Origin of the sequence: Pedobacter gandavensis, assembly GCF_032677645.1 — a bacterium.
Classification (GTDB): domain Bacteria; phylum Bacteroidota; class Bacteroidia; order Sphingobacteriales; family Sphingobacteriaceae; genus Pedobacter; species Pedobacter gandavensis_A.
In genome coordinates, this window is the sequence record NZ_JAVTSB010000001.1 from 766887 (window position 1) to 784231 (window position 17345).

16 protein-coding genes are annotated in these 17345 nt (G+C 40.8%); 6 read left to right on the forward strand and 10 right to left on the reverse strand.

Going from position 1 to position 17345, the window contains the following annotated elements; genetic code table 11:
* Positions 1–28 precede the first annotated feature (28 nt).
* From R2Q66_RS03335 to R2Q66_RS03355, 5 genes are all read right to left on the reverse strand, one after another.
* Positions 29–958: a glycosyltransferase gene (locus tag R2Q66_RS03335; RefSeq protein ID WP_316746579.1), complete on the reverse strand. Its 930-nt coding sequence runs from the start codon at positions 956–958 to the stop codon at positions 29–31.
* Positions 959–1172: 214 nt separating this feature from the next.
* Positions 1173–4241, reverse strand: a complete 3069-nt coding sequence (gene infB, locus R2Q66_RS03340; protein ID WP_316746580.1) for a translation initiation factor IF-2 — start codon at positions 4239–4241, stop codon at positions 1173–1175.
* Positions 4242–4357: 116 nt separating this feature from the next.
* Positions 4358–5593 (reverse strand): transcription termination factor NusA, encoded by a 1236-nt coding sequence (gene nusA, locus R2Q66_RS03345; protein ID WP_316746581.1) that lies wholly within the window; start codon positions 5591–5593, stop codon positions 4358–4360.
* Positions 5594–5595: 2 nt separating this feature from the next.
* Positions 5596–6060 carry a ribosome assembly cofactor RimP gene (gene rimP / locus R2Q66_RS03350; protein ID WP_316746582.1) on the reverse strand — a complete coding sequence of 155 codons (465 nt, stop codon included), beginning with the start codon at positions 6058–6060 and terminating at the stop codon, positions 5596–5598.
* 175 nt (positions 6061–6235) lie between these two features.
* Positions 6236–6670, reverse strand: coding sequence for a hypothetical protein (locus R2Q66_RS03355; RefSeq protein ID WP_316746583.1), 435 nt, complete (start codon positions 6668–6670; stop codon positions 6236–6238).
* Positions 6671–6688: 18 nt separating this feature from the next.
* Here R2Q66_RS03355 and R2Q66_RS03360 point away from each other — a divergent pair, with 18 nt between their 5' ends.
* A complete protein-coding gene (locus R2Q66_RS03360; protein ID WP_316746584.1) occupies positions 6689–7036 on the forward strand; it encodes a phage holin family protein in 348 nt (115 codons plus the stop codon).
* 283 nt (positions 7037–7319) lie between these two features.
* Here the strand turns inward: R2Q66_RS03360 and R2Q66_RS03365 are convergent, their stop codons facing one another.
* The 3 genes from R2Q66_RS03365 to panC all read right to left on the reverse strand — a co-directional run bounded on the left by R2Q66_RS03365 (position 7320) and on the right by panC (position 9792).
* Positions 7320–8459, reverse strand: coding sequence for an acyl-CoA dehydrogenase (locus R2Q66_RS03365; RefSeq protein WP_316746585.1), 1140 nt, complete (start codon positions 8457–8459; stop codon positions 7320–7322).
* A 97-nt stretch (positions 8460–8556) separates the two neighbouring features.
* Positions 8557–8907 carry an aspartate 1-decarboxylase gene (gene panD, locus R2Q66_RS03370; protein WP_062550751.1) on the reverse strand — a complete coding sequence of 117 codons (351 nt, stop codon included), beginning with the start codon at positions 8905–8907 and terminating at the stop codon, positions 8557–8559.
* A gap of 45 nt (positions 8908–8952) precedes the next feature.
* Entirely contained in the window at positions 8953–9792 is an 840-nt protein-coding gene (panC, locus tag R2Q66_RS03375; protein ID WP_316746586.1) for a pantoate--beta-alanine ligase, read from the reverse strand.
* Between the two features lie 148 nt (positions 9793–9940).
* On the opposite strand from panC, the gene R2Q66_RS03380 reads away from it, so the two are divergent.
* The 3 genes from R2Q66_RS03380 (at position 9941) to glmS (ending at position 14195) form a co-directional block, all read left to right on the forward strand.
* Entirely contained in the window at positions 9941–10771 is an 831-nt protein-coding gene (locus R2Q66_RS03380) for a glycogen/starch synthase (protein WP_316746587.1), read from the forward strand.
* A gap of 23 nt (positions 10772–10794) precedes the next feature.
* Complete coding sequence (locus tag R2Q66_RS03385; RefSeq protein ID WP_316746588.1) at positions 10795–12276, forward strand: DUF4270 domain-containing protein; 1482 nt, start codon at positions 10795–10797, stop codon at positions 12274–12276.
* A gap of 80 nt (positions 12277–12356) precedes the next feature.
* Positions 12357–14195 carry a glutamine--fructose-6-phosphate transaminase (isomerizing) gene (gene glmS, locus R2Q66_RS03390; protein WP_316746589.1) on the forward strand — a complete coding sequence of 613 codons (1839 nt, stop codon included), beginning with the start codon at positions 12357–12359 and terminating at the stop codon, positions 14193–14195.
* A gap of 145 nt (positions 14196–14340) precedes the next feature.
* Here glmS and R2Q66_RS03395 read toward each other — a convergent pair whose 3' ends face one another.
* A complete protein-coding gene (locus R2Q66_RS03395; RefSeq protein WP_316746590.1) occupies positions 14341–14769 on the reverse strand; it encodes a single-stranded DNA-binding protein in 429 nt (142 codons plus the stop codon).
* Between the two features lie 11 nt (positions 14770–14780).
* Positions 14781–15833 carry an A/G-specific adenine glycosylase gene (gene mutY / locus R2Q66_RS03400; protein ID WP_316746591.1) on the reverse strand — a complete coding sequence of 351 codons (1053 nt, stop codon included), beginning with the start codon at positions 15831–15833 and terminating at the stop codon, positions 14781–14783.
* Between the two features lie 172 nt (positions 15834–16005).
* Here mutY and R2Q66_RS03405 point away from each other — a divergent pair, with 172 nt between their 5' ends.
* Both R2Q66_RS03405 and R2Q66_RS03410 read left to right on the forward strand, forming a co-directional pair.
* A complete protein-coding gene (locus tag R2Q66_RS03405; RefSeq protein ID WP_062550757.1) occupies positions 16006–16308 on the forward strand; it encodes an HU family DNA-binding protein in 303 nt (100 codons plus the stop codon).
* 3 nt (positions 16309–16311) lie between these two features.
* Entirely contained in the window at positions 16312–17187 is an 876-nt protein-coding gene (locus R2Q66_RS03410) for a tetratricopeptide repeat protein (protein ID WP_316746592.1), read from the forward strand.
* Positions 17188–17345 lie beyond the last annotated feature (158 nt).

The window sequence follows — 17345 nt, forward strand, 5'->3', positions numbered from 1 at the left end:
TTAAATAGGGTACAAAAATTCAACATACTTAAGAAGGAACTTTATTTAGTCGTAAAAAATACTTTAGTCGCAGCTTAAATAACTTTCTAAAGCGCTTAAAACGGGACCAGTTATGTAAAGTAAAAAAGAAATCTTTGAAAGCCTGATAAGCCTGTTGATTATGTTCCACAACAATTCCATCCAGTGAAATTGGCTCGTTATGCAGTTCAACATCAAAAGCATCTGTAGCCTCACAATGAACGCCTGTATCATCCCAGCCTTTGTCTTCTACAAGGGATTTGCCAGGATAGAGTGTCAATCTATCCAGTACAAATGCAGAGGCATACCAACGGACAGCCCAGGAGTTATTCCGTCCTTTAATCTGGTCCGCTAACATTTTGGTATAAGGATAAGATCCTTCAAAATCAAACCTCCAATTCGCTCCTTTTTCCTGAAGCTTATTCCAGAGTTTTAACCCATCAGGCTCATATATTTCCCATTGATCTTTCCATGTTGCCCATACACAGCAATCAGCACCATAAATAAAAAAGGCTGCAGGAACTGGTTTTTTAACCGGATATAAATACCCACAGATACAGGCCACCTCTTTATTATTTTCATAACGGCTTAAGCCATCATTCATGAAAGAAAGAAAATACGGCGACAGAATAACGTCGTCTTCCACTACAATAATTTTACCATATTGGTTCACAACAGCTGTGACCCCCATCACAATATTAGCAGCAAGGCCCATATTAACAGGTTGTTCAATGATTTTCAGACTCGCAAAACCCCTGATATGTGGAAGGTAAGCTCTAATTTTAGCTACTGCAATTTTGTCCGCTTCCTGTTTAGGCCCATCACTGTAAATAATTAAATTACTATTCGCAGCTTCCTCATTGGCTAATAAAGATTCTATAACCTTTTCCAGGTGGGCAACACGATTATAACAAAACACTACAATTGGAGCTAAGGCCATATAGAGGGGTTGGTAATTTTAAAAATTCGAACGAGCTTGATAAAAAAGATCAGCCAAAGATACAAAATCATCAACGAAACTCAGGATTTCCCTATCCTTTCTACATAAACTGAACCGAAGGACCGAAAAAAAAACGACCCCGGTTATGGCCTAAAATGAAAAAGGGCTGCGATTAATTTAAATCGCAACCCTTTTAGTTTAAATTATTTTTTACTTAGAGTTTCCTTTTTACTTCAACTTGTTCGTAAGCTTCAACGATGTCGCCTACTTCGATGTTGTTAAAGTTCTGGATGTTCAATCCACACTCGTAGCCTCTTGATACTTCTTTCACGTCATCTTTATAACGTTTCAACGAAGCCAGCTCACCTGTGTAAACTACTACACCATCTCTAACGATACGGATCTTACTGTTACGAGTGATCGTACCATCCAATACCATACATCCTGCAATTGTACCCACTTTAGTGATTTTGAAGGTATCTCTGATCTCCACGTTAGCGGTGATTTTCTCTTCAAATTCCGGAGCCAACATACCTTCCATCGCGGCTTTAATCTCATTGATTGCATCGTAGATGATCGAGTAAAGTCTGATGTCAATTTGTTCCGCTTCAGCAAGCTTACGCGCACCTGGCGAAGGACGAACCTGGAAACCGATGATGATCGCATCAGAAGCAGAAGCTAACAATACATCAGATTCAGAGATCTGACCTACCGCTTTACTAATGATATTGATTTGAATCTCTTCCGTAGACAGTTTCAATAATGAGTCAGATAATGCCTCGATTGAACCATCCACATCACCTTTAACAATCAGGTTCAGTTCTTTAAAGTTACCGATAGCCAAACGACGACCGATCTCATCTAAAGTAATGTGTTTCTGAGTACGAAGACCCTGCTCACGCATTAACTGCAGACGTTTGTTGGCGATTTCTCTGGCCTCAACTTCACTTTCTAATGCATTGAATTTATCACCTGCAGTAGGTGCACCCTGCATACCCAATACCTGTACCGGTACTGATGGGCCTGCTTTATCAACTTTCTGACCACGTTCGTTAAACAACGCTTTAACACGTCCGCTATAACTACCCGCTAAGATCGGATCACCGATTTTTAAAGTACCTGCCTGAACAAGAACCGTAGTAACGATACCACGACCTTTATCTAATGTTGCTTCAATTACACTACCTGTAGCACGTTTGTTAGGGTTAGCTTTAAGATCAAGCATTTCTGCTTCTAATAATACTTTCTCTAATAACAAGTCTACGTTTAGTCCGCTCTTACCTGAAATCTCCTGAGACTGGAAAGTACCTCCCCAATCCTCTACAAGGATATTCATTGTTGATAATTGCTCGCGTATTTTTTCTGAGTTTGCACCCGGTTTGTCAATTTTGGTAAAGGCGAATACCAATGGTACGCCTGCTGCCTGAGCATGTTGGATTGCTTCTTTAGTCTGAGGCATTACTGCATCATCCGCTGCAACCACAATGATGGCAATATCTGCAACTTTCGCACCACGTGCACGCATCGCTGTAAAGGCTTCGTGACCTGGAGTATCTAAGAAAGTTACTTGTTTACCTGTAGGTGTGGTTACCATATAAGCACCAATGTGCTGTGTAATACCACCGGCTTCACCAGCCACTACGTTTGCTTTACGAATATAATCTAGTAAGGAAGTCTTACCGTGATCGACGTGACCCATAATAGTCACAACCGGTGCTCTTGGTACTAAATCTTCTTCGCTATCTTCTTCTTCGATCAGAATATCACTTTCGTCATCTGGTTTCACGAATTGAATTTCGTAACCAAACTCATCCGCAACAATTGTTAAGGTTTCCGCATCCAAACGTTGGTTGATGGATACGAACATACCAAGACTCATACAAGTACCGATAATTTTTGTTACCGGTTCATCCATCATCGTAGCCAACTCATTTGCCGTAACAAATTCCGTCACCCTTAATACTTTGGATTGAGACTCTAATTCCATTGCTGCTTCGTCTGCAGAAAGTGCAACATCATCACGTTTTTGACGACGTAATTTTGCACGTTGTGCGAACTTACCAGATTTACCTGCTCCACTTAAACGTGCAAGTGTTGCTTTAATCTGATCCTGGATTTCTTTTTCCGTAGGTTCTTCTTTAGGACCGTTACCAGGAGATCCCGGTTTGTTGTTCCTGAAGTTTGGCCTGTTGGCAGTGTTATTCGTATTGTTCCTGAAATCAGGTCTGTTGGTAAATGTCGGTGCAGGTTTTGGCGCTGTTGTGCCTGTTCCTGCAGCTCCAGCTGCCGTTGTCTGATTTCCACCGGAAGTATGACCTCCCTGGCCAGGATGGCCTGGAGTCTTTTTACGCTTACGCTTTCTCTTTGCATCATTGCTGTCGGCCGATGAGGCTACAGGTGATGATTTACGATCAGGTGTTACCGGTAATACAATTTTACCGATGATGTTTGGTCCTGATAGTTTTACAGAACGTGCCTTGATTACTTCAACGCCATCAGTTTTTTCAACTTTTGGGGCTTCTGCTACTTTAGGCGTTTCACTTATTTTTGGTGCTTCCACTGGTTTTGGAGTTTCTTTTACTTCTGGCTCTATTTTAGCAACAGGTTGCTCAACAGGCTTTGGAGTCTCTTCCACCTTAGGTTGTTCCACAGGTTTAACCACTTCCGCTTTTGGAGCTTCTACTGGTTTCTCAACTGCTTTCTCTTCTACAAGTGCTTTCTCCGCTGGAGCAGGTGCTGGTGCTGGTTCCGCAACTTTAGGTACTTCAGCCACTGGCTGAGGCACTTCAGGTGCTTCGTCTTTCTTTACCGGACGGGTTTTAGTGTTTAAATCGTCTAAATTGATTTTCCCTACTATTTTCACACCCGGCAATGCTCCCTCTTCAGGTTTCTCTTCTGTTTTTTCCACTATCGGAGCCACCGGTGTTGCCGGAGTTTCTTCTTTAGCTTTCTCTACAGGAGGAGTATACGAATGAAGGTTCTTGATTAAGATGCCTTCATTTTCGAATTCTACATTCTTTTTAGGTGCTTCCGCAACTTTTTCAGTTGCTTCCGGCTCATCACGACGAATTTTACCAATAACAATCTGATTGGCTTCTTCTTTTACGATCTTATCGCCCTGAAACTCTTTCAACAGCGCATTATACATGTCGCGGGAGAGCTTAGTAGTGGGTTTATTCTCAACAGAAAAGCCTTTCTTTTCTAAAAACTCAACGGCCGTAGCTATGCCTACGTTAAGTTCCTTAACTGCTTTAAATAAAATTATTGGTTTGTCGTCTGACATTGATATCCTATTTTTCTTTTAATTCTTATACAAAAGTAACGTTTATTCTTGTTTATTTCATGGGTATGTGATTTGTTTTTAATGGCCACATAATTTTGACTGTTCAAGTTAACGTTTTATTCAAACTCTGATTTTAATATACTCATCACTTCTTTGACGGTTTCTTCTTCAAGGTCGGTACGTTTTACCAACTCGTCAATTGAAAGTGAAAGTACACTTTTTGCGGTATCACAACCGATTGATTTTAATTCATCAATGATCCAGCTGTCGATTTCGTCTGAGAATTCTTCAATATCCACATCCTCATCTTCTTCACCTGCTTCACGATAAACATCGATCTCATAACCGGTTAATTTACCAGCTAATTTAATGTTATGTCCACCTCTACCGATAGCCAATGAAACCTGATCCGGTTTCAAATATACCGAAGCGTGTTTAGTTTCATCATCTAATTTAATAGAAGTGATTTTTGCCGGGCTTAATGCTCTGGTAATATATAAGGATACATTGTTCGTGAAGTTAATCACATCAATGTTCTCATTTTTAAGTTCTCTAACGATACCATGTATCCTGGAACCTTTCATACCCACACAAGCACCAACCGGATCAATTCTGTCATCATATGACTCCACCGCAACTTTAGCTCTTTCTCCTGGTTCACGCACGATTTTCTTAATCGTGATTAATCCGTCGAAAATCTCAGGAACCTCGATTTCAAACAAACGTTGTAAGAATTCAGGGGCAATCCTTGAGATGATAATTTTTGGAGTTGCATTGATCATATCCACTTTAAGGATTACCGCGCGAACAGTATCACCTTTTTTGAAATAATCAGCCGGGATTTGTTCCGTTTTTGGCATCATCAACTCGTTGCCTTCATCATCCAGCACCAATGTTTCTTTCTTCCAAACCTGATAAACTTCTCCGGTTACAATCTCACCAACTCTATCTTTATATTTTTTGAAGATCTCGTCTTTCTCCAGTTCTAATACTTTAGATACCAGCGTCTGGCGTGCAGCTAAAATTGCTCTACGTCCGAAGCTCTCTAAAGTGATCTGCTCAATGTAATCGTCGCCAACTTCCATCTCAGGATCTAAGCGCTTTACTTCAGACAGTTCGATCTCCAGGTCATCATCTTCAGAAAAACCATCCTCCATCACCTTTCTAGTACGCCAGATTTCCAAATCCCCGTTGTCCGGGTTAACGATGACGTCACAATTCTCATCTGTACCGTATTTTTTACGCAACATACTGCGAAATACCTCTTCCAGCACACTAATCACTGTAGGACGGTCGATGTTCTTGAACTCTTTGAATTCCTGAAATGAATCGATTAAATTAATATTGCTCATTTTTATTTAAATGAAATTAAAACCTTTGTTTCTGTTATACTACTAAAGTCGATACTGGTTGTTTCCAGCGTCGCTTTTTTACCTTTTTCTTTAACCTTCGCCTCAATGGTTATGCCGTTATCTTCAACAGAAAGCAACTTGCCTTCTTTAATCTCGCCACCGCTTAGTTTCACACTCAACTCTCTGCCAATATTTTTCACATATTGTCTTTTAAGTCTCAATGGTTCACCAACACCCGGTGAGGACACCTCTAAATTATAAGCTTTATCGATGGTATTTTCTTCTTCCAAATGAAAACCTACATGTCTGCTGATCGCTGCACAATCCTGGATACTAATCCCTTCATCGCCGTCAACATGAATAATAAGCTTATTGTTTGGAAGCATTCTTACCTCTACCAAAAACAACTCCGGTCTATCCGAAATCTTCTCTTCAACTAACTCTGTTACTCTTTTTTCTGCTTGCATAACCAATTTGCTAATAAAAGAAAAGAGGGGACGCCTGTCCCCTCTTGCCCTATATTACACGGCAAAGGTATGAAATATTTTTACATTATAAAAATGGAAATGACGATATATGTACGGTATGTGCAACTTTTTCAGCGAGATACGGAACGGAAAGCATGCCCCACAAACCGCTCTGTTACCTGTACAACACCTTTTGTTGCGGCTTAATGGTATAGCTTAATTTTCCTTTGATAATTTCTTCCGGCTTTGCAAAATGAACATTCAAATGCGTCATCACCAAATAGGCCCGGCCCTTTACAAAAGGTTGTATCGGACTGAACACAAGGCTGCTGTCGCCCAGTTCAATCGAACCCGCCAACGCTTCCTCCCTGATCAGCGAATCTTTTTCCGATGGCGTTTGTAACACCGAAACCAAATCCTGTAACACAGAATCCCTGTTTTCCATCGATTTTAAAGCCACCAATCCCCTCGGATCAACCTCCCTAAACACAATCGAAGAACTGTCTGCAGAGAATTCTATAGAAAGTGGCTTATTATTTGTATCGGAACAGCCGGCAAGGAAAAAGGGCACAACTGCCAACATGACCAGCCTGACAATATTTTTAAACATCTCACTAAATTAAACATTATGAAGGTTATTCTGGAAATTTTAATCCTGGGTCTCGCCGTATTTTTAGGCGCAAAAGTTATTCCCGGTGTACACGTAGACAGTTTCTGGACTGCCGTGCTTGCCGCAGTGCTGATTTCTCTGGCCAATGCCACCATTGGAACCATACTGAGGATCTTCACGCTACCGATTAATATTTTAACCCTCGGACTCGTATCTTTCATCATCACCGTCCTTATGATTTTACTGGTTGATAATCTGATGACCACCTTTAATACCAGTGGCTTCTGGGCAGCCACCTTATTAGCCATCGTGGTAGCCGTCATCAAAAGTATACTGGGTTCGGTACTTGGCACAGATAGAGACTAATTATAGCGCTCCGGTTGTGTGCGGGAAGAGTGTCCAGCCTTCAGGGGCTCTGGAAAGGGTTGCGATAGGGTTGCCATACCAAAAGCCCTAAGCAAGGCTGCGAAAACTCTTTCGCAACCCTTTCGCAACCCTATCTGAAGATGCCACTCTTCCCGACCACAACCCGACTACTTCCCCTGCTGTAACCAGGCAACAATCCGGAACCACGCTGAGGGCAGTAAAAAAGCGCTTTTAATGAAAAAGGGCAGTCAATCGACTGCCCTTTTTCTAATGATAGACTAAGTTATCTTAATATTTCTCTGGAAATCACCATTTTTTGAATTTCCGAAGTTCCTTCATAAATCTGGGTGATTTTGGCATCGCGCATCATACGCTCTACATGGTATTCTTTTACAAAACCATAACCGCCATGAATCTGAACCGCCTCAACCGTTACATCCATTGCTACTTTAGAGGCATATAGTTTAGCCATAGAACCCGCCAGGGTATAAGACTGGCCCTGATCTTTCAACCATGCCGCTTTATACACCAACATTCTCGCTGCTTCAATACTGGTAGCCATATCTGCCAGTTTAAAGGCAATCGCCTGATGATCTGCAATCGGCTTACCAAAAGATTTACGTTCTTTGGAATAGGCTAAAGCCAGTTCGTAAGCACCTGCGGCAATCCCTAAGGCTTGTGCAGCGATACCTATCCGTCCGCCTTCCAGGGTTTTCATCGCGAAGGTAAAACCAAATCCATCATCGCCAATCCTGTTTTCTTTAGGAACTTTAACATCATTAAACATGAGTGAATGGGTATCAGAACCACGAATTCCCATTTTATTTTCTTTAGGACCCACGGTAAAGCCTTCCATCCCTTTTTCTACGATAAAGGCATTGATTCCTTTATGCTTTAAAGCGCGGTCGGTTTGCGCAATCACCAGATAGGTGGAAGCGGTATTTCCGTTGGTAATCCAGTTTTTAGTACCGTTTAGCAGGTAATAATCGCCCATATCCACAGCAGTGGTTTGCTGGGAAGTTGCATCTGATCCGGCCTCAGGCTCTGATAAACAGAAAGCACCGATTTTTTCGCCGGAAGCCAGTGGCTTCAGGTATTTCTCTTTTTGAAAGTCAGAACCATAAGATTCCAGTCCATAACAAACCAAAGAATTATTTACGGAAACGACCACGGAGGCAGAAGCATCAACTTTCGACAACTCTTCCATCACCAGGACATAAGATAGCGCGTCTAGCCCGCTGCCATTATATTTCTCTGAAACCATCATCCCCAGAAATCCAAGTTCGCCCAGCTTTTTTACTTGCTCTGCAGGGAATTTCTGGTGCTCATCTCTTTCGATAACCCCGGGCTTAAGTTCAGTCTGTGCGAAATCCCTTGCGGCCTGTTGAATCATCAATTGTTCTTCACTTAATTGAAATAGCATAATTATATAGATAAAAATATACGTACCGCCAAATTTAGTATTTCCAGGTCAGATTACTATGGCTGCATAGTATTATTTTATGCGATATACATTCCTGCTATTTTAAAAGGCGATTGTTATCATCAGGGAACACTAAAACAGGGTGGTATTTTTTCGCTTCTTCAATTGGTAAAGAACCAAAAGACATGATGATCAGAATATCACCAACCTGTACTTTTCTGGCTACTGCTCCATTTAGGCAGACAATACCTGTCCCACGTTCGCCCTTAATTACATAAGTTTCAAAACGCTCACCGTTGTTATTGTTTACAATCTGCACCTTTTCATTGGCAATGATCTGCGCAGCATCCATCAGATCCTGATCGATAGTAATACTACCTACATAGTTCAATTCTGCCTGGGTTACTTTAACACGGTGTATTTTCGATTTTAATATCTCGATAATCATAATTCAAATTTACAAAAAATTGTGGTTAGGGTGTTTAATGGATTGTCAATTCAGCAGCATATTATCGATCAGACGCGTCTGACCGACCTTTGCGGCCACTAATGCCACTAAATCCGCTTGATTTTTATCGGTTTCCGGAAGCAGGGTTTTACCGTTTGCAATGGTAAAATAATCAAGCTCCACACCTGGAATGCCGGTAATCATATTTTTCGCGTTTTCCAGCAATTCCGGAATCGCAAGGTTTTTAAAATTAGATTTTACATAATCCAGCGCTTCACTCAAAACCAATGCATTTTTACGGTCTTCCGCAGATAAATGTATGTTTCTGGAGCTCATCGCCAGGCCGTCTTCTTCTCTGATAATCGGGCAGGAAACGATCTGAACCGGAAGCTTAAAATAAGCCACCATATTTTCAATCATCAGCACCTGCTGGAAATCTTTTTGTCCGAAGAAAGCGATGTCAGGGTTTACCGCACTGAACAGTTTATGTACAATTTGAGTGACACCCTGGTAGTGTCCTCTTCTGAATTCCCCTTCGAGTAAGAACTCTGCCGGGCCCAGATCAATGTGCCATTCTTCTTGTTCAGGGTACATTTCCTTCACCGAAGGCATAAATACCACATCGCATCCTGCTGCTAAAAGCATTTGCATATCGTGTTCTAAAGGACGGGGATATTTCTCCAGATCTTTGGGATCTGTAAACTGTGTCGGGTTTACAAAGATGCTGCAAACCACTACATCAGCATGTTGCTGTGCAATCTTAATCAGGGATACATGTCCTTTGTGCAATGCACCCATAGTAGGCACTAAAGCAATTTTCTGTTGACCCAATTTTATTGGTTCAAGCAACGACTTTAACGCTGCGATGGTGTTTATAACTTTCAAACTAGCCTATAAAATTTCAAGGGGCAAAGTTGGTTAATAATCCATTCCAAACAAAACATCTCGCCTATATAATTGATAAATGTTATTATTTTGCTTATCTTTGCCCCTTGATAATCTTTTCTTTAACATAATTATTTATTTACAGAATATGGAGATGGCCAAAACGAAGCTACTGATTGTTACACACGAGATGTCGCCTTTCCTTGAACTCACTAAAATTTCAGAAATAACCCGTCAACTACCACAGGCGATGCAGGATAAAGGATTTGAAATCCGTATTCTGATGCCTAGATTCGGGAACATTAATGAAAGAAGGAATAGATTGCACGAAGTGATACGTCTTTCAGGAATGAACATTATCATCGATGATAATGACAACCCGTTAATTATTAAAGTTGCCTCAATTCCAGCTGCACGTATGCAGGTGTATTTCCTGGATAACGAAGATTATTTTCAACGCAAATACGTTTTCAGAGACAAAGAAGAAAAATTCTATGCGGACAATGATGAAAGAACAATCTTCTTTTGTAAAGGCGCATTGGAAACTGTTAAGAAACTAGGCTGGGCTCCGGACATTGTTCATTGCCATGGCTGGATGACTTCTTTAGTTCCTGCTTACATCAAAACTTCTTATAAGAATGACCCTACCTTCAAAAATGCGAAAGTAGTTTATTCTATCTATGAGAACTGCTTTACTGAAAAGCTGCACGTAGATCTTCATAAGAAAGCGGTAATGAATGCCATGACGCTTGAGGACACTAAAATGTTCGAAAATGCCGATTGTAACACCCTTCATATTGGTGCCATTACTTACTCAGACGCAGTAGTATTAGCGCATGATAATATTGATGCAAATGTGTTAAAATTTGTTAAAGATTCTAATAAACCAACTTTAGCCTTTAATTTAACCGAGGATTTCGAAAACTTCTATTCATTATATGAAGAGATTTCGGATGAAGAATTGGTTTCTATAGCATAAACTCAGGTATTATTAATTTAAATATGAAATTTACAAAACAAGACTTATTAACCATGTTGATAGGTCTTTTTCTTTTTTCTTCGTGTAAAGATAACAACACAATCGGTTTACCACCAGATGGCTCAACCATTACCGGCGACTTATACGATAATACAACCCTGACTTCCCGCACGATGACGGAGGAGCCTATTGGAGCTGCCGGACTCATCAGATACCCGATTGGGATTATGCATGATCCGATCTTCGGTGAAAGCACCGCCGGTACTGCAATGGTAGTCAATATGCCTACCGTAGTCGATTACCGTTTTGGAAAAAATGTCGAGGTAGATTCTGCAGTATTGGTACTTCCTTATGCAGGCAACTTCTACGGAGATTCTACTCAGAATTTTACTTTTACCGTAAGACAACTGAATGAAAATCTAGCCTTACGCTCCGAATATTTAAGCTCTACAAACTGGGGAGATAAAACGATTCCTGGTACTGATGGTGATTTAGGTCAACGTGTAAACATTAAACAATACCCAAACAGTAGCTTTAAAGTAGTCAATATCGTTACCGGAAAACCTGATACGTCAGCTTTGGTAGCCCCTCAGCTGAGAATAAAACTGGACCCTTTGAAAATTCAGAACAGAATCGCCAAAATGGATACACTAAAGTATTCGAGAAACGATTTGTTCGTGAATACCTTTAATGGCGTGTATGTAAATGTGACCAGCGCAAGCGGTCCGGGTGCCATGTCATTTTTCAACCTTGCACCAGTAACCGACGTGAATAACGGTGCTAAACTTCAGATTTATTATAAAAAAGACGGATTAGCACAAAACACCCAGGATACGGTTTCTGTAATTTTCCCGATTGATAATATTAGAAATCCTGTAGTTGCTTATGTGAAACATGATTACACAGGCACAACAACGGTTAAAGAACAACTGGCAGATCTATCTCCGAAGCAATACGATAGAACGTATGTACAAGGCTTAACGGGTTTAAAAAACAAAATCACTTTTGATTTTAGTGCTTTTAAAACCTTAACCGCTGGTTCTAAAGTAGCAGTTAACAAAGCAGAATTAGTGATTGATGTAGATCCGGCTGATGATGCTTATTTTAAACCTGCACAACGCTTAAGATTAGTGAGACTTAGTGCCGCTGGCTTATTAACCAATGTTCCCGACAATGATCGTTCTACACCAGCTACGAGCTCTAGTCCGGCTTATTACGGCGATGCAAGAGCGCTTGCAACTGCTGCAGAATTTGGTGGATACTTTGATTCTGTAAACAGAAGATACGTATTTAGCATCACAGCCTATATTCAGGACTTGTTAGATGGAAAAACCAAAGATTACGGTACTTTCATCTCTCCAACTGCGTTTTCAGAATTTTCAGTTTCTCCTTTCGCCAGCACCGCTGACCGTTCTGTCCTGTATGGCCCGGTAAAAGATGCGCCTGCCGGAACAAAGCGAATGAAACTTAATATCTTCTATACCAAATTGAAGACAGCGAATTAAAATAATTTAACCACAAGCATATTCATATCCCCCGAGATTCATTAATTTCGGGGGATTTATTTTTTAAAACATATTTTATTATGTGCGGAATTGTTGGTTACATTGGTCACAGGGAAGCCTGGCCTATCGTCCTCAAAGGACTCAAAAGATTGGAATATCGCGGTTATGATAGTGCAGGAATTGCGCTAATCAATGAAACGGGGTTAAATATTTATAAAAAAGCAGGAAAAGTTCAGGAACTGGAGAAATTCTCTGAAGGAAAAGACCTTTCGGGAACTATCGGTATCGGACATACCAGGTGGGCAACCCATGGTGCTCCTTCCGACCGGAACTCTCACCCCCATACCTCTAACAGCGGAAAGTTATCCATTATTCATAACGGGATCATCGAGAATTATGCGACCCTAAAGGAAGAACTGATCCACAGAGGGCATGAATTTAAAAGTGATACCGATACGGAAGTACTGGTACACCTGATCGAAGAGATCTACAAAAATGAAAACACAGATCTTTTTGAAGCCGTAAGACTGGCCTTAAATGAGGTAACGGGTGCTTATGCCATTGTATTAATGGATGAGGATCAGCCGGAGCAATTGATTACCGCCAGAAAGGGTAGTCCCCTGGTTATCGGTGTCGGTGCCGGCGAATATTTTATCGCTTCTGATGCCACACCGATCATTGAGTATACTAAAAACGTAATTTATCTGAACGACAATGAGGTTGCTTTGGTAAAACGTGATGAGTTGCTGATCAAACGCCTCGACAATGTGGTGCAAACGCCTTACATTCAGGCCCTGGAGCTGAAACTGGAAATGCTGGAAAAAGGTGGCTATGAGCATTTTATGCTGAAAGAAATCTTTGAACAATCCCGCTCTATCCGTGATTGTATGCGTGGCAGGATTTATCCGGCAGAAGGTCTGGTTCAACTGGGTGGTATTAAGGAGTATGCCGAGAAACTGAAAAATATCGACAGGATCATTATCGTGGCCTGTGGTACTTCATGGCATGCTGGTCTGGTGGCCGAATACCTGATTGAAGAGTATGCAAGGATTCCGGTTGAAGTAGAATATGCTTCGGAATTCCGCTATAGAAATCCAATTATCACCGAAAAAGATATCGTGATCGCGATCTCTCAATCCGGTGAAACTGCGGATACCATGGCAGCTATTGAAATGGCCAAGGAAAGAGGCGCTACCATTTTTGGCGTTTGTAATGTGGTCGGTTCTTCTATTCCACGTTTAACGCATGCGGGCGTTTATACCCATGCCGGCCCGGAAATAGGTGTGGCTTCTACCAAAGCATTTACCGCTCAGGTAACGGTGCTGACCTTGATGGCTTTCTATATGGCACAACAAAAAGGAACCATCACTAAATCTCAATTGGTAGAACTGCTAACAGAATTAGATGGGATTCCAGATAAGATTCAAAAAGCACTGGAATCTAATGATTTGATCAAAGAAATTGCTGCAAAATTCAAGGATTCGAGAAATTGTCTATTTCTTGGAAGAGGTAGCGGTTTCCCTGTGGCGCTAGAGGGCGCTTTAAAGCTTAAGGAGATCTCTTACATCCATGCGGAAGGTTATCCGGCAGCTGAGATGAAACACGGCCCTATCGCCTTAATTGACGAGGAAATGCCGGTTGTGGTAATTGCCACTAAAAATTCTTCTTATGAGAAGGTGATTAGCAACATTCAGGAAGTAAAAGCAAGAAAAGGTATTGTACTTGCGATTGTAACTGAAGGTGATACTGAAGTGAGGAAAATGGCAGATTATTGCATCGAGATTCCGGATTCTAGTGAGGCTTTCCTGCCTTTACTGGCCACAATCCCTTTGCAGTTGTTGTCTTACCACATCGCTTTAATGCGCGGTTGTAATGTAGATCAGCCAAGAAATCTGGCGAAATCTGTAACCGTAGAATAATTTTAAACACCTAAAACAGTAAATGGCTGGAAGATCTTCCCTTTTTGAGGAAAGCTTCCAGCCATTATAATTTTTTTACACCCATCATCAAGGTGATATATCCTTTATCAGGATGATGCCTTTCTCTTCAGGATGTTGTTCCCGGTTAAAACGGCAGATCTCCTGATACCTCGCTCGGATCAAGATATTCCGTCTCACTTTTTGGTGTGGTGTTTTCAGTGGTCACCGGCGTATGCTCAAAATCGCTTTTTCTACCTAGAATCGTAAAGTTTTCCGCCACCACTTCTGTTACGTATTTCTTTACCTTTTCACGGTCTTCAAAAGAGCGCGTTCTCAGCTTGCCTTCAATATAGACCAATTTCCCCTTTTGTAAATATTTTGAGGCTACTTCTGCCAGCCCTCTCCATAAAACAATGTTATGCCATTCCGTTTGCTCTATTCGCTTACCGTCTTTGTTATAGGTCTCTGATGTTGCCAATGGAAAACTAGCGACAGTTACCCCTCCTTCTAAATGTCTAACTTCAGGATCTTTGCCTAAATGTCCGACTAAAATAACTTTGTTAATACCTGACATGGAATCTATTTTTACTGTTTAATTGAATTGGAATTCATAAAATTGGTAATTACTTTAGGTTGAGGCAGCTCCTCAAATTCTGCCAGGGAAACCCATTTTATTTCTGCATTCTTATTAAAGTTAATGATATAATTGTCTAAACCAAAAAATTGAACATATATTGTTTGGTGAGTCAGCAAATGCTTTTGTGCAGAGATTGGCGTAATCAGACAGTCGGGGCCAAAGTTATTTTTTAATTCCGGCAGAAAACTTTCCGGAATTTCCAGGTAATTTTTTTCCGTTTCGATTAAGGGGAAGTCATATAATTCCTGCCATACATCACCGGCAATCCGTTTTTTCACCAATAGGTTTTCGCCTTCCTGACACACAAAATAATTGAAATACCGGGTCCGCTTCTTTAAGGTTTTTAGTTTTAAAGGCAATACATTAACACGGTCATTCGCCCGGGCATCACAGCCCGACTGTACCGGGCAGCTGCTGCAATCCGGTGATTTTGGCTTGCATTGCAAGGCGCCGAATTCCATGATGGCCTGGTTGTATATGGATGGATTCTGATCCTCAATTAAGGCATTGGCCAGGGCCGTAAATTCCTTCTTTCCTTCGGTACTATTGATGGCCGTTTCTACCCCAAAATAACGCGACAATACGCGGAACACATTGCCATCCAGCACTGCCCTGGATTCGTTGGCCGAAAAGGAAGAAATTGCGGCCGCAGTGTACTCCCCTACCCCTTTCAGGAGAATCAGCTCGGTATATTTTGTAGGGAAAATACCTGCGTGTTTTTCCTGAATCAGCCTTGCGGTAAAGAGCATATTTCTGCCCCTGGAATAGTAGCCCAATCCCTGCCATAATTTAAGTACCTGAGCCTCTGTGGCATTGGCAAAATCATTGACGGTCGGGTAGTTTTGCAAAAACCGCTGGAAGTAAGGTAAACCCTGTTCTACACGCGTTTGCTGCAAAATAATTTCAGACAGCCAAATCACATAGGCGTCAGTAGTGTCTCTCCAGGGAAGCTCCCTTTTATTGACGGAATACCATTTAACGATTTCTCTCTGAAAACTCATAACCGCAAAAATACACGCTAAATATTTATTTTTACTAAAACTTGCAATTCAGTGATACTCCCGGGTGGAAATAAATCATCTTTTATTTTCCTATCTCATTAAAAAGCAATACTTTTGCAACCCCAAAACACTTATAAAGTATATAACACACTATAAATTAATAACAGAGAATATGACTAAGGCAGATATTATTTCAGAAATATCAACGAAAACAGGAATTGAAAAGGTAGATGTACAAGAAACCGTTGAGGCATTTTTCAAGGTCATCAAAAACAGCATGATTGGTGGAGAAAATGTATATGTTAGGGGTTTTGGTAGTTTTGTTGTTAAAAAAAGAGCACAAAAAACTGCAAGGAATATTTCTAAAAACACTGCAATTATTATCCCGGAACACTTCGTTCCAAGCTTTAAACCAGCAAAAGTATTTGTTGATAAAGTGAAAAATAATTCAAAAATAGTTAGCGTAGAAGCCTAATTCATGATGATAAAAGATATCCGAACTAAACAAGCCATATTGATAGGAGCAGTTGTACTGCTTGTAGCGTTTTTGTTTACACGGGATATTAAAGGGTTGGTAAAGCCTAAAGAACAAACCAGCAGCACTCCTGCCGGTGGCTCTATGTCGGCACAAGCCCCTGCAACAGCCGAAATCAACCTTAAGGAGGTTTCAACTGTCGCTAAAAACACCATCAATGCGAGTTTAGCCGCTGAAATCGTAGCCCTTGAAAATGCATACAACAGCGCTTCTGAAGCCGATAAAGCTGCCGAAGCAAAATTGTTAGCAAAGAAATGGGATGATTTAGAGCAAACCGTTCCAAGTGCCTTATATTTGGAAATCGTTGCCAGCAAAGAACCTACATTGAACAATTGGTTATCTGCCGGTGATACTTTTATGAAGGCATTTGACAACACCCGTGATAGTATATTATTACCTGCATTATTGCAAAAAGCGAATTTCGCTTACACCAATGCAGTGAAAATAGACTCCAACAGTAATGATGCTAAAACAGGCCTTGGAATTACCATCGTTAACGGAATGGGCGCCCCAATGGCAGGGATAGCGATGTTAATGGACGTTGTAAAGAAAGATCCAAAGAACTTAAAAGCAAATATGAGCTTAGGTACTTTCGCTATGAAGTCGGGACAATTTGATAAAGCAATAACCAGATTCCAAAATATCATTGCCATGAAGCCTTCGCCAGATGCGTATTTCTATCTGGGAACGGCCTATGAAAACCTTGGAAAAAACACGGAAGCTATTGAAGCTTACGAAAAGAGTAAAAAATTAGCTGCAAACGCGACCTTGTCGAAGTTTATCGATGATAAAGTGAATGCGTTAAAGAATAAAAAATAATAAACAGATTTACGAAAATATTTAAAACCCAAAAATTATGCCAAGCGGTAAGAAAAGAAAGAGACATAAAATGGCTACCCACAAACGCAAAAAACGTTTAAGAAAAAACAGACATAAGAAAAAATAGGTTTTCTTAATGTTTTGCTCAACAACTAAGG

Excerpts from the sequence above, each read along its gene's own strand:
- R2Q66_RS03335 (WP_316746579.1), bottom strand. The coding sequence starts at position 958 with ATGGCCTTAGCTCCAATTGTAGTGTTTTGTTATAATCGTGTTGCCCAC.
- infB (WP_316746580.1), bottom strand. The coding sequence starts at position 4,241 with ATGTCAGACGACAAACCAATAATTTTATTTAAAGCAGTTAAGGAACTT.
- nusA (WP_316746581.1), bottom strand. The coding sequence starts at position 5,593 with ATGAGCAATATTAATTTAATCGATTCATTTCAGGAATTCAAAGAGTTC.
- rimP (WP_316746582.1), bottom strand. The coding sequence starts at position 6,060 with ATGCAAGCAGAAAAAAGAGTAACAGAGTTAGTTGAAGAGAAGATTTCG.
- R2Q66_RS03355 (WP_316746583.1), bottom strand. The coding sequence starts at position 6,670 with ATGTTTAAAAATATTGTCAGGCTGGTCATGTTGGCAGTTGTGCCCTTT.
- R2Q66_RS03360 (WP_316746584.1), top strand. The coding sequence starts at position 6,689 with ATGAAGGTTATTCTGGAAATTTTAATCCTGGGTCTCGCCGTATTTTTA.
- R2Q66_RS03365 (WP_316746585.1), bottom strand. The coding sequence starts at position 8,459 with ATGCTATTTCAATTAAGTGAAGAACAATTGATGATTCAACAGGCCGCA.
- panD (WP_062550751.1), bottom strand. The coding sequence starts at position 8,907 with ATGATTATCGAGATATTAAAATCGAAAATACACCGTGTTAAAGTAACC.
- R2Q66_RS03380 (WP_316746587.1), top strand. The coding sequence starts at position 9,941 with ATGGAGATGGCCAAAACGAAGCTACTGATTGTTACACACGAGATGTCG.
- R2Q66_RS03385 (WP_316746588.1), top strand. The coding sequence starts at position 10,795 with ATGAAATTTACAAAACAAGACTTATTAACCATGTTGATAGGTCTTTTT.
- glmS (WP_316746589.1), top strand. The coding sequence starts at position 12,357 with ATGTGCGGAATTGTTGGTTACATTGGTCACAGGGAAGCCTGGCCTATC.
- R2Q66_RS03395 (WP_316746590.1), bottom strand. The coding sequence starts at position 14,769 with ATGTCAGGTATTAACAAAGTTATTTTAGTCGGACATTTAGGCAAAGAT.
- mutY (WP_316746591.1), bottom strand. The coding sequence starts at position 15,833 with ATGAGTTTTCAGAGAGAAATCGTTAAATGGTATTCCGTCAATAAAAGG.
- R2Q66_RS03405 (WP_062550757.1), top strand. The coding sequence starts at position 16,006 with ATGACTAAGGCAGATATTATTTCAGAAATATCAACGAAAACAGGAATT.
- R2Q66_RS03410 (WP_316746592.1), top strand. The coding sequence starts at position 16,312 with ATGATGATAAAAGATATCCGAACTAAACAAGCCATATTGATAGGAGCA.